General features: G+C 39.2%; 7 protein-coding genes and 1 rRNA gene. 4 read left to right on the top strand and 4 right to left on the bottom strand.

The genetic code is table 11. The features are described from left to right. Positions 1-55 precede the first annotated feature (55 nt). Positions 56-165, top strand: a 5S ribosomal RNA gene (rrf, locus tag KO513_RS00950). A 288-nt stretch (positions 166-453) separates the two neighbouring features. On the opposite strand, the gene KO513_RS00945 is transcribed toward rrf, so the two are convergent. The 3 genes from KO513_RS00945 to KO513_RS00935 all read right to left on the bottom strand — a co-directional run bounded on the left by KO513_RS00945 (position 454) and on the right by KO513_RS00935 (position 8904). Continuing rightward, a complete protein-coding gene (locus KO513_RS00945) occupies positions 454-1962 on the bottom strand; it encodes a RagB/SusD family nutrient uptake outer membrane protein (RefSeq protein WP_215911884.1) in 1509 nt (502 codons plus the stop codon). A gap of 19 nt (positions 1963-1981) precedes the next feature. Then, positions 1982-5152 (bottom strand): SusC/RagA family TonB-linked outer membrane protein, encoded by a 3171-nt coding sequence (locus KO513_RS00940; RefSeq protein ID WP_215911883.1) that lies wholly within the window; start codon positions 5150-5152, stop codon positions 1982-1984. Between the two features lie 551 nt (positions 5153-5703). Beyond that, complete coding sequence (locus tag KO513_RS00935; RefSeq protein ID WP_215911882.1) at positions 5704-8904, bottom strand: PVC-type heme-binding CxxCH protein; 3201 nt, start codon at positions 8902-8904, stop codon at positions 5704-5706. Positions 8905-9207: 303 nt separating this feature from the next. Here KO513_RS00935 and KO513_RS00930 point away from each other — a divergent pair, with 303 nt between their 5' ends. The 3 genes from KO513_RS00930 (at position 9208) to KO513_RS00920 (ending at position 12286) form a co-directional block, all read left to right on the top strand. Then, entirely contained in the window at positions 9208-10089 is an 882-nt protein-coding gene (locus tag KO513_RS00930; protein WP_215441081.1) for an AraC family transcriptional regulator, read from the top strand. A 209-nt stretch (positions 10090-10298) separates the two neighbouring features. Next, a complete protein-coding gene (locus KO513_RS00925) occupies positions 10299-11144 on the top strand; it encodes a sugar phosphate isomerase/epimerase family protein (RefSeq protein WP_215441082.1) in 846 nt (281 codons plus the stop codon). Positions 11145-11164: 20 nt separating this feature from the next. Continuing rightward, positions 11165-12286: a ThuA domain-containing protein gene (locus KO513_RS00920; RefSeq protein ID WP_215911881.1), complete on the top strand. Its 1122-nt coding sequence runs from the start codon at positions 11165-11167 to the stop codon at positions 12284-12286. Positions 12287-12539: 253 nt separating this feature from the next. Here KO513_RS00920 and KO513_RS00915 read toward each other — a convergent pair whose 3' ends face one another. After that, positions 12540-13394, bottom strand: coding sequence for a DMT family transporter (locus KO513_RS00915; protein ID WP_252735631.1), 855 nt, complete (start codon positions 13392-13394; stop codon positions 12540-12542). Between the last annotated feature and the right edge of the window lie 21 nt (positions 13395-13415).

The following is a 13415-nucleotide window of genomic DNA, read 5'->3' as shown; positions in this document are numbered from 1 at the left end:
GTCATACTTCGGCCGCTGCGATAGCGAAAGGGCCAAGTATCAAAATATCCAAAATTTAGGTGGCCATGGCGGCGGGGCCCACCCCTTTCCATTCCGAACAGGGAAGTTAAGCCCGCCAGCGCCGATGGTACTGCCAATAGGTGGGAGAGTAGGAAGCCGCCTTGCTTCGAGGTCCCGATCAGTTTTACTGGTCGGGACCTTTTTTTTTGTCCTGCCCCGAGGGATGGTGTTGGTTTGATATGTGAGTAGCGTGATTTTATATGACTATCCACTATGTACAAACCCGATGAAGCTAGTTGTATTCGATAAGGATTATCCGTCTCCAAACAATCTATAGAGTGTCTTCTTCTTGTGAAAGGTGCCACAAAAAAAATAACCCTTGGTAAAACCAAGGGCTATCTTCACTATCAACTAACTATCAAAAAAAAGAAATTTTTAAAAGTATCTTATGTATTAGTAACCTGTGTTTTGCGATAGGTTAGGGTTGTTTTGCATTTCTGATGTTGGAATTGGGAACAGGAGTTCTCTTTCTGTTAATGCTTTATTGGGGAGGTAGGAAAAGTTGTGCCCTACAAAATCTTCTAGTTGATTGGTTTCTGGGTTATAAGCTTTTCTCCATCTAGCCATGTCAAACCAAGTTTTGTTCTCAAAGCTTAGTTCATGAATTCTCTCTATTCGTACTGCATTTCTAAATGCTTCTTGTGATAGGCCGGATAAATCCGCAATTTCAGCACGTTGTCTAATTTCATTAATGGCCGCATACGCATCTGCGGAGGGTGTTCCTTCTGCTTCATTAACAGCTTCGGCATACATTAATAACACATCGGAATAACGATAGATGCACCAATTTAAATCGGATTGTGCGCTTTCTTCATTGGCCTGAACATCAAAATGCTTAAATATATACGGAGCGCCCAAATTAACACTGTCACTTCTATCCGCTTCCAAAGAGTAGCTTGTAAAATAGAATTGTTTTTCTTCAGCACGTTTATCTCCCGCTTCATAGGAATTTGCAAATTCATTGGTTGAAAATATACCTCCAGTCTGTGCTGAGTAGGCTGAGATTCCTAAATTATACGGTAGAATTGCCGGTTGCCAGTTTGCCGATTGTATGTTGGCGGCAAATTGCGTCATAAAGATGTACTCCCCTGTATTTTTAGTAGCGGGGTTATGTAAATCATCATATGAATCGAATATAGTATACTGACCAGAGTCTATTACTTCTTTGGCTTTATTGGCGGCTAGTTGAAAATTTTCGGTTTTTTGAAGAGGGTATCCGCCCATAGTTAAATAAACATCTGCCAACAATGTTTTAATCGCTCCTAATGTTACTCTACCTGATTCATCTCTCCACGGTAGGGAGGAATTTTCGGCTTCAGTTAAATCTGATACAATAAGGTCGTAAACCGCTTCTGGTGAAGCTTGTTCAGGGTATAGCTGTTCTGAAGTTAAGTCTACGGATTCTGTAATAATTGGAATGTTACCGAACATTCTTACCAGTCCAAAATAATAATAAGCCCTAAAAAACTTGGCTTCGGCCAAATAGTTCTGTTTAGCGGTCTCATCCATATTTATTTCTGGAATTTTTTCAATAGCTAAATTTGCTCTTGATATACCTGTATAATATTCATTCCAAAAGCTACTTCCGTATCCGTTGTCCGAATTATTAATCAAATCTTTGACTAAATAAATGTTGGTGGCTTGTCCTAAAGAAGTATTTGCTAAACCAGTTGCAAATTCTAGCATGAGCCAAGTTCCTCCTCCGAACCCACTGTTTGTAATAGGAACTAGAGGTTCATATATACCATTTACTGCACTTTCGGCATGTTCTGCTTTGGTGAAATAGGTATCAGTAGTAAAATTGGACTCGTCTTCTTCATCTAAAAAGTCACTACATGAAGTTGTAAGCGATATAGCGGTCAGGGCCACTATAGTTCTTATGATGTTTTTATAGGTTTTCATTTTTTATCGTTTTATATTATTATAATCCAACATTAAGCCCAATCATAAATGTGCGGGGTCTTGGGTAATCATATAAGGAGTAACCTTGGTCAAACGTGCCTCCTCCATTGGAGCTTTCTGGATCGTACCCGGGAAATTTTGTGGATACAAAGAAGTTCTGAACAGACGTATAGAGTCTTAGGCGGTTTAAATGTAAGCGCTTTGTAAGTTCAGGATTAAAGACATAGGAAAGCATTAAGTTTCTTCCTCTTAAGAAAGAGGCATCCTTTAATTTTCCAGAATCATTATTGGTGTCATATCCAGCGGCTATAGGTCTAATTTGGGCTATATCTGTATCTTGATTATCAGGTGTCCAAGCATTCAATACAGTAGAAAAGCTGTTGGCAATGGTCTGACGGTCTTCGGCCGAATGCTCATCACGGTACATGAGACTGTTACCATATTGAAATTGAAGATCAACCAATAGCTCAAGATTGCCGTATCTAAATGTGTTGGAGAAAGTTCCAAAGCCATCTGGAATTCCTTTTCCTATGATAGCTCTATCATCACTATTTATGGCTCCATCATCGTTTAGGTCTTTGTATTTAATGTCGCCGGGAAGTCTGTCATAAATGGCTGCTTGGGCGGCCTCATCTGTATTCCATGTACCTTCATCAATATAACCAAAGAAAGTTCCTACCGGTTCTCCTTCTCGTATTAGCGTGGACCCAAGGAAAATATCAGAACCTCCCGTTAATGCTACAACCTTGTTCTTGTTTATGGAAATATTAAAATTTGAATTCCATCCAAATACCTCGTTATCAATGTTGGTAGTATTTAAGGTAAACTCAACCCCTTTGTTTTCCATGCTGCCCACATTTTGGAAAACGCTTGTAAAACCACTGGTAGAAGGTACGGGAGCATCCAAGAGCATATCTGTAGTTAATTTACGGTATACATCAAGTTCTATTGCTATGCGGTTGTTTAACAGGCCAAGCTCAATTCCTGCATCTACCTGCTCTGTTTTTTCCCATTTTAAATCTGGATTGGCCATTCGTTCCGGTATATTAAAGGAAGCGCGGTCTCCTGCAAAGATTACGGACCCACTTTCAAGACCTGCTAAGGCTCTATAAGCTTTAATTTCTGAGTTTCCTGTGGCTCCATAACTAGCCCTTATTTTTAGGTTGGAAATGGTTTCACTTTGGGACAGAAAATCTTCGTTGGATACTCTCCATGCCAATGCCGCCGACGGGAAGAATGCAAATTGATTTTCTGGACCAAATTTGGAAGACCCATCCGCTCTTCCTGTTAAGGTCAGCAAATATTTGTTTTGATGGTTGTAGTTTACACGGCCAAAATAAGAGTTAAGTCCGTATGCTATTTTACTTGACGTTGGTGTTTGCGGATTGGACCCAGCTCCAAGATTGTTGAAACCGTAAAAATCATCTGCAAAACCCCTAGTCTCCGCTTTGGACTCAAATTCATCTATGTGCTGCCAAGAAAGTCCCAGCATGGCTGTTAACGAATTTTCGTTTTCAAAATCTTTGTTATAGGTCAAATAGTTTTCAAATTGCCAAGAGTTATATCTTCCGTTTGAAACATAGGCCGCTCCATCAGGTCTGGCAATATATCTTAAGTCACGACCTCCGTAGTAGTCATTCCTTTGATTTATGACGTTTGCCCCAACTGTAGTTCTCAATTGCAAATTTTTATTGAAGGCAATGTTGCTATAGAAATTACCTAAAACCGTTTGAGTCTTGAGGAAGTACCTTCTGTCATTGGCCACAGCAACAGGACTTCCGCCACCTTCCATGCCGGGATAATCTATGTTAGAGCCCCATGTGCCATCTTCATAAGTGACCGGTATAATAGGAAGCGCTTCAAAAACTTGACGCATTGTGGTGATACCGCCACCACCTAATTGGTCTACTTGTTTTTCATTTTGGTCATTATAACCTAAGCTACCACCAACTCTTAACCAATCCGTGATATCGGAATCCATTGTGAATCTAGCCGAATAACGCTTTAACCATGATTCTATAATAAGTCCTTGTTCATCTCGAAAGCCCATAAAAAGTCCGTAGTTGCCCTTTTGGGTTCCTCCGGTAAAAGAAAGTTGATGGTTTTGTGTAAACGAAGTTCTAATAGCTTCATCCTGCCAATCCGTATCGTATAGAGGGTTTCCTTCTGAATCAAACAACCTTGGGTCGGTTCTTTTGAGTCTAGGGTCTGTATACCTTCCTCCTGCCCAACCTTCAGGGTCAAACTTTTCTGCATTGGCGTACGCCGTTTCTTCTACTTGAAGAAATTCTTCGGAGTTTAATAAATTAAGCTTTTTGGGGAGTGTTCCTATGCTAAAATCAACATCATAATTAAGACGGCCACCACCACTTGTTGTGCCTCTCTTTGTAGTAACCAGAATTACACCGTTTGCACCTCTAGCCCCATAAATAGCTGTTGCCGACGCATCTTTAAGTACTTCAATAGATTCAATATCGTTAGGGTTCATGTAATCTATGGGCGTGCTTCCGTTGGGTAGACTAGCGGCGCTAAGGATTACGCCGTCAATAACATAAAGTGGTGTGTTGGCAATACTTACCGATGTATTTCCACGAATTCTAACAACAGTTCTACCTCCGGGTCTACCTGATCCTGAAGTAATGTTAACCCCTGAAACCTTACCGGCAATGGCTTGGTTCATAGACGCGGCTGGTCTTTCGGCTAGTTCCTCCGCTTTTACGGAGCCCACGGCACCAGTTAAATCACTCTTCTTTTGGGTGCCATAGCCAACCAGTACTACTTCGTCTAACGCAGATGCATTTTCCTCAAGGCCGATTGTTATATTGTTTTGGCCATTAATGGGTACTTCTCTCGTAGCATATCCTATATAAGAGATAACCAGTACGGCATCTTGATTGCTAACTTCAATGGAGAAATTTCCATCAAAGTCTGTGGTTACGCCATTTGTTGTGCCTTTTTCAATAATACTTGCACCAGGTAAAGGTTGGTTGCCTTGGTCGTTAACGGTACCCGTAATTACGTTGTCCTGGTCATTCTTGATGAGTAGCCGAACGGTGTCATTTCTTTCTGTAAACCTATCAATTGAATCGATAGATAAACTAGCCCCAAAGGAAGATTGGAGACATACAATTTGAATACCTAATAAGATGCAAAACTGTTTGATCTTAAAAGATGATAACATTGAAGTCATAGTCTAAAAGTTTAAGTTGATGAATTAGTTAGGGGGATTTCCTTCAAATGTAATTGTATGTAGTGTGCGAGTACACCTGTAATTTTACTAATAATGGTATTTTTTTGTCATTTTTTAATTATTTGATATTATTAGCTTTATTGTTTTTCTAATTTCGCATTTTTAGTCGCTATAATTTTTGACGCAAAAAAATGGGGAAGAGGAAGGCCTTTATTTTGGTTGCGGATTGTTTTTTGAAGTTTTGAAAGTGGTATTAAAAAACAGAGTTGGGAAGACTTTTTAAGAAATTATCAATACTTGCTATTTTTTGTTGAATGGTATGGCTTGAGGATTTTGTTTTTTTACTAAAGGGTTAAATGAAAGTTTAAGAGGCTTAGAAGAGTGGTATTTTTTTGTTTTAACAAAAGATAAAATAGTATCAGTTTTGTAATTGAAGAGAACGGCTGCTCATTCTGTAAAACAGTATCAAAATTTTCTAACGTGAAGAAAAAACAAAGGAGATACTCATAAGAATGTCCCCTTTGCAAATGGTAGAATGGTATACGTTTAAATTATTTCATTGGGTGCTCCTGAAGTAATTCTTCGGGAGAATAGAACCCTTCTTTATCTTTAATCTGTTCCTGAACTTCTTTCACTTTTTCAGGTGAAATGGCTGAAGCTTTGTTGCCAAATGTATTTCTAACATAGGTAAGTACGGCGGCAGTCTCTTCTTCATTCAATAATTTGCCAAATGGGGTCATGGGTACTTGACCAGGGTATTTCTTGCCTTTTACCTCTATAGGGCCCATAATTCCGTTTGTGGTGAGTTTAATCAGTCTTTCCTCACTGCCGGTTACCCATTTTGAACCTGCTAGAGGAGGGAACCCTGAAGCGCTAAGGCCTTCACCATCCGATTGGTGACAGGTAGCACAGTAGCCATCCCTTTCATAAATTTCTTGTCCAGCCATTAACAGTTCTAAATCTTTTCCTTTTAAATCTGTTTCTATTACTTCTTTAGCTTCTTCTCCAGCTCTATGTCCGTTCAAATGTGCAAGGGCAGATTCATAAGGTTTTTTCATCCATTTGTCCAATCCTTTTTTTCCGGCTTCGGTAATAATAGGAATGCCAATATCTTTACCTAGTCTAGATGCGGCAACCAATGCTTCAAGGCGTACTCTAGGATTGTCATCTTTTGCGGCCTGCATCAACAATTCTGCTTGATCATTAATTTGGTGTCCGCTATATCTCAATACTTCAACTGCAGCTGCACGTGCCCTAAAATCTTTAGCTCCCAATAATTGGGTCAATAAATCATGGTCAATATTGTTAAGTCCCCAACTAACCCAAAGAGCCTCTAAAAGGTTATGTTCGTAATTTTCATCTTTTTTATCAAGGTTGGAAACCCAGATATCCAATTTGGCCAAAACCTCATCGGCGTTACGAGCACGTAATTCTCTTTTGGTTCTGTAGCGCGTTCTGTATTCCGGTAATTTTAAGTTCTCCAACAATTCGTCTATTGTTGCACCTGCAACCTTAGCTGGTTTTACCAATGGTCTAGAGGGATAGGTAACCCTATAAATTCTACCATGTACGTGATCTCTTAGTGGGTCGCGTGCATTGTGTTGCATATGACCTATGAGTACGTTGCTCCAATCCAAAAAGTAAAGTGAACCGTCTGGGGCGAACTCCATATCTACGGGGCGGAAATTTTTATCATCGGAAAAAATAAGGTCTTGTCTATGTTTGCTGATATAGCCCGCAGTTTTGGGGTCATCTACCATTTTGTGTTGTTTGGTTCCCCTAAATCCAATCGTATTATTGATCAACATATCTCCTTGTACATTATCCGGGAAATGACGACTAGAAACAAATTCTAGGCCGGAAGTAGGACGCACTAAGTGGTCTTTCTCAATAAGGTTTTCTGGGATAGGAGAGCTTACCCCGTAACGCGGAACAATAGTTCCCGGCATCATCCAAGTGGCAGCCGGACCAGAGGTATGTTCAAAAAATGGCTGCCCCCAATCGTCAAAAGCTATACCCCATGGATTTGGAATTGCCAATTGGGCGGTGCGTTCAAGATGATGACGTTGTGGACTATAACGGTAAAAACCTCCGTTAGACCCTCTAACACTTCCATAGGCCGTTTCTACATTGGAATGAAGAAAAGTACCTTCGCCCATATAAATAGCACCGGATGGATCGGTAGTAAAGGCGCTAATAGCGTGGTGTGTATCATGATCATCAAACCCACTTAGAATAATTTCTTTTTTATCGGCTTTATCATCTCCATCGGTATCCTTTAATAAAATTAGGTTGGTTCCTTGGGACATGTACACGCCTTCCGGAGCAAATTCAAACCCAATGGTAAGGTGTAGACCGTCTGCAAAAACAGTTTGCTTATCCGCCTTGTTATCGCCATCCGTGTCTTCAAAAATGAGAAGTTTATCATTTGGTTTACTGTCTCCAGCTTTATAATGAGGGTAACTTGGCATTACGGCCACCCATAAACGGCCCTTGTTATCAAAAGACATTTGAACAGGATTGGCCAAATCAGGAAACTGCTCTTCGGAGGCAAAAAGTTCTACTTTGTAGCCTGGAGCGGTTTTAATTTGAGCTAGAGCTTCTTGGCCATAGAGGTATTTAGGAGTCCCATTTTTTTCACTTTCTTTATAGTTGGTCTCTACCTTAGGCAATTTTTTTGTTTTTGCATCGGCAGCGACCAAGTCCATTTTTTTACCGGTAGCGGCCATCCAGATAGCAGTATCACGTATAGCCGTCATTTCCCGAATTTTGGCAATCTCAAAAGGGTAGTTGTCCGGTCCAAAAGGGTCGTACCGTCTTCCGTAAACATGAACGCTATTGGGTATTTTAAAATCGTTGAGCCAAAACCAGTTCTTTTCCATAACGGCCTCATGAACAAGTTGGCTGTTGGTTTCAGTAGTTTGCTTTTCTCCAAATACGGAGTTGGCCAATAATTTGGCGAATTTTTTATAGCCAGAATCCGTAAGCTGAAACCCATCTTGGGTAAGGTCTTCATCTTCGGTTTCGTACCATTTTTTTGTAGCATCGAACGCATCAACAAAAAGTACACCTTCTTCATTGGCAACCTCTTTCATAGCTTGGGTGTAAAGTGCCAAATTTTTGTTTTCCTGTATACCATCGGGTAAATCCATTTTGGCCGAAAGATTTTCAAAAGCAATAGGCGAAACAATGGCGAGCTGTGGAGGAGCAATGCCGTTATATTTGGTGGCCAAAGTATGTTTTATGAACGCACGCAGTTCTTCCCTGTAATTTTCAAGACCTTCTTGGCCCTCAAAAGATTCTATATAGCCAAAAAATGCAAGTATGATATCCGGTTTTAAGCTGGTAATCCATTCATCGGGAGTAGGAAAGTGACCTACACTTCCGGATTGGTGTCCGCCATCATCTTCAATAAAGTGTATTCTGCTTCCTGGGTCATGTTCAAACTTGTCGGCTCCAGGAAAGGCCCATGGAGATTTTCTAGCGGCGTGTGGTCTAAAGGCAGGAGTGTTTCCTCCATCGCACATATTTCTAATATATAAGGAATCGGTGGGGTACCTTAGTTGCATTTCGGTCTCAAAATGCCCAAACTCCATCATTCTTGATCCTAAATTGTTTCCTACTAAAACAATGCGAGAGTTTTTATCTACGGTTAAGGTGTTGTTTTCTTTTTCGCTACATGCCAAAAATGAAAGTGCTACGACAAAGGTCATGATGAGCTTTGCTTTGTCGATCGTTTTAATAATTTTCATAATAGGTAGAATAATTTTGTTTTGAGTTAAGATGACGATGGTTTGGTCTTGGTTGAGTATTTATATCGCTCTTACAAGCTAAATAGGCTTAAAATTATTAATGTACTTTTTACACTTGTTAATATCGGAATTTGCATCCACATTAGCTTAACTATTTTTAAAAATTTGCCGATAAAATTAGATTGTTGTTGAGATTGTAGACAAAGCTATGATAGATTTTGATTTAAATTATCCTGTATCTTATTAAAAGTTGATACTTTTTTATCATATATTGGGGTCTAAACGTATTTATAGAGAAAATTTATGAGTGCTCCAAGTATAGAAAAGACGTTGACGCCAAAGGAAACTTTTATCTATAAAGACCTTATTGGTCCTTATTTTAATCCCAATTGGCATTTTCATCCTGAGTTTCAGATTTCATATATCGTAGAAGGCGAGGGAACGCGATTTATAGGTGACCATGTACAGAATTTCAAAGAAGGCGACCTTGTAATGACGGGGCCCAACCTTCCTCATTTATGGAGAAGTGACGATGTCTATTTTCAAAAGGACAGTAAACTTTCTACTAGGGGCTTGGTCATTTATTTTGATCATGTACTTTTAAACGAGCCACTTCTTGAGATGGAAGAGTTTTACAAGATAAATAAGCTTGTAGAACATTCTTTAAGGGGTATAGAATTTTATGGAGAAACAAGGGAAGCCATTATAGCACTTATTTTAGAGTTGGATAACCAACAGGGTTTTAAGAGAATTTTACATCTGTTGAAAATATTAGACACTTTATCCAATAGCAATGAGTATACGATGTTGGCCAGTCCTAACTATATGAATGCTTTTAAAGGTGGAGATGCGGAAAAAATGCGCAAAGTGTATGATTATGTGATGTCTAATTTTAAGACCAATATATCTCTGGACGAGGCCGCAGGTCTTTTAAGCATGACCACAACTTCATTTTGTAGGTATTTTAAGCCTAGGGCCAATAAGACCTTTACACGTTTTGTTAACGAGATACGAATTGGTCATGCCCGAAAATTGCTTTTAGAGGATAATTTTAATATTTCCCAAATTAGTTATGAATGCGGCTATAACGCACTATCAAATTTTAATAGACAATTTAAGTCTATTACAGACATGAGTCCCCTTGAGTATAGGAAGCTATTTTTAAAGATTCAAAAATCAGTTTAATTATGTATGACTGTGTGCTGTACTCCGTAGTAAATGGCAAAAAAGTATCAATCTTTAAGAAAATAAAGGAATTTTAAAGTTTCATTTAGCGCTAGTTTTGTTCACTATATGGAATTCATAAGTCCCCCGGCGCGATTTTTAGAAGGAAATCAGAATCGAATTTCATGTTTTATTTATTTCACAACAAATTTTAAAGAAACCATTACACAATGAAAATAGGGATGAATATGTTGCTTTGGACTAATCATGTCACTGAGCAGCATTTTGGTATTGTAGATACTCTAAAGGATACCGGATATGACGGTATTGAGCTTTTTTTTGGAGAGGGAACCGAAAAATATTATTCACAGCTGGGCAACCATTTTTCCGGAATGGATATGGGGGTTACCGGTGTAGCCTCTTTATCTGCTGAGCAAAATATTGCAAGTCCCGATAAAAAAGTAAGAGAAGCGGGTCTGGAACGTTTAAAGTGGTCAATTGATATGGGTGCGGCTGCCAATGCCCAAGTTTTATGCGGACCTTTTCATTCCACTTTTGCCTTATTTACTCGCAAACCACCCACTCAGGAAGAAAAGAAGTGGAGCAATGAAATGTTGCTAAAGGCAGCAGAGTATGCCAAAGGGGCAAATATTATTCTAACGCCTGAAGCCGTAAATAGATTTGAGTGTTACCTATATAATACCATGGCCGATTTAGGTGATATGGTAAAGGAGGTGAATCATCCAAATTTGGGAGCTATGTTCGATACGCACCATGCCAATATAGAAGAGAAAAGTCAATCTGGTGCTATTAAAACTATAGCGCCCTATCTAAAGCATGTGCATATTAGTGAAAATGACAGGGGAACACCAGGTAGGGGACAAGTGAACTGGCCAGACGTTTTTTCAGGGCTAAAGGAAATAGACTATAAAGGTTGGGTAACCATTGAAGCCTTTAGTACAACTATACCGGAATTTGCCAATGCTATTAATGTATGGAGAAACTATTCGCCGGTTGAGGAGGTGTATACTGAAGGATTTAAACTCATCTCAGAAGGATTGGGAATCAAAAAATAAAATATTTAAACTAGAATAGAATGAAAAATATACTGCCAATTGTTATTTGTCTATTTTTATTTGCATGCAAAGAGCAAAAGAAAACCGTTGATACAGAACCCGAAATGGCTCAAGAAATAGATGCTCCAAAAAAATGGTTGACCTATGAGGGAGCCAATGACAATGCGAAGCATATCGTTATGATTTCGGGAGACGAGGAGTACCGTTCCGAAGAAGCGTTACCCCAATTGGCAAAAATTTTATCTAAACATCATGGGTTTAAATGTACCGTTCTATTTGCGCAGGAAGAAGATAAGCCAGGTATTATAAATGCGAATTACGTTAAAAATATACCGGGATTAGAGGCATTGACTTCGGCCGATATGATGGTAATCTTTACCCGATTTAGAGCACTGCCCGATAATCAAATGAAATATATAGACGATTATTTAAAATCTGGAAAACCGGTTATGGGGTTAAGAACTGCGACCCACGGTTTTAATTTTCCTGAAGATTCCAATTCTCCATATGCGCACTATAGTTTCAATTACAAAGGAGACAAGACGGAATGGGACGGCGGTTTTGGTCGCTTGGTTCTTGGCGAAACCTGGATCAATCATCATGGGCACCATAAACACCAAAGTACAAAGGGAATGGTGGCTATTGGTGCTGGTACAACTGGCATAACCAACGGAATTTCTGATGGAGACGTATGGGGTGCTAGTGATGTGTACGGGGTTAGACTTCCCCTTCCTGGAGACTCGCAACCTATAGTCTTAGGGCAGGTGATGAATAGAAAAGGAGAGTATGATGAAAACGATGTGTTTTACGGAATGAGACCTACGGATGATGAAATTGCAACTACCAACAAAGATGGAAAAAGCCTAGGTGAAGAGTTGATGCCCGTTACATGGATTAAGACCTACCAATTACCTAATGGTAAAAAAGGAAAAGCGTTTACCTCTACAGTTGGTGCCGCAAATGACCTATTGGTAGAAGGTACCAGAAGATTACTGGTAAATGGCATATTTTGGGGACTTGACTTGCCCATTCCAGAAAGGGCAGATGTTACCTTGGTAGGTGATTACAAGCCCACCAAATTTGAGTTCCGTAAGGATGATTATTGGCCTTCAAAACAGGTGAGTATTGAGAGTTTTGAATAAGCCAAAAATACAGTGCAAAATATAAAGGTTAGTTAGCGCATAAAAGAAAGCCATACCAAACAGTGGATTATCTTTTGTGCGCTTTCTTGTCTTAGAAAGGCGTAAGCCCGTTTCATTTGAGTTTTTACAGTGTTGATTGGTCCTCTTTAACTAATATTTAGGTATACTTCTAAAAAGGATTAGTGATTGAGTTATCTTTATGCCAAATTAAAATAGGGCATTATACTTACTTAATTTATAAATAGATTAAGTGTTACATCGTATATCTTTTGTCTCGGGCTTTGTAGGCAACGTTCATTACCAAACCGGCGATGATTAAAACAATACCTACTAAACTCCATAGCGTATAAACTTCGCCTAGCCACATAAAGCCAATTAGTCCAGTAAAGAGTACTTCAAGATATTTAAAGGGAGCAACTAGATTGTTGGAGGCTATTTGGAATGCTTTGGTCATGTAGAGTTGCCCTATAAATCCGAAAAACCCTAATGTTGAAAAGAAGAGCCAATCTATTCCTATGGGGTTCTGCCAGTAGGGTATGGCAAATATTCCGCCAAAAACAGTTGCGGTAAACATAAAGTAATTTACAATTACAATAGGGTGGTCACTTTGACCGATTTTACTGATGATAATATAAACTAGTCCGCTTAATACCGCTGCTCCAAAGATTAAAATTAGGCCAGTGTTATCTAGGTTAGTGTCCAGTCCTTTTAGAATTAGAACGCCAATAAACGAAACGATAAAAAACAACCATTGCACTGGTTTTATTTTTTCCTTCAATAAAAATATCGCAAATATTGCCGAAAAAATAGGTGCTAGATAGCGAAGTGAAACTGCTGTTCCTGCCGTGAGGTATTTCAATGACATAAAGAAAAGGGTCATAGAACTTGTGCCTACAATTGCGCGTAACACCAGAAGCTTTTTGTTATTTCCCAATACAGGAACTTTCAAGCGTTTTAGGATGGCCATTGTGAGTAGGAACGAGCCAAACCCCCTAAAAAATACAATTTGATAGACGTTATAGTGCTGTAGTTGTTTTACGGCAACATTCATTAGGGTGAATGCCAATGCACTAAGAATCATGTAAAAGAGAACTTTTTTAATGTTCATAACGGAAACCTAAAAGGCCTT

Origin of the sequence: Zobellia sp. B3R18 (assembly GCF_018860715.1) — a bacterium.
Lineage (GTDB): Bacteria > Bacteroidota > Bacteroidia > Flavobacteriales > Flavobacteriaceae > Zobellia > Zobellia russellii.
Note: the sequence above shows the minus strand (reverse complement) of the source record. Positions and strands in the feature narration are given on the sequence as shown.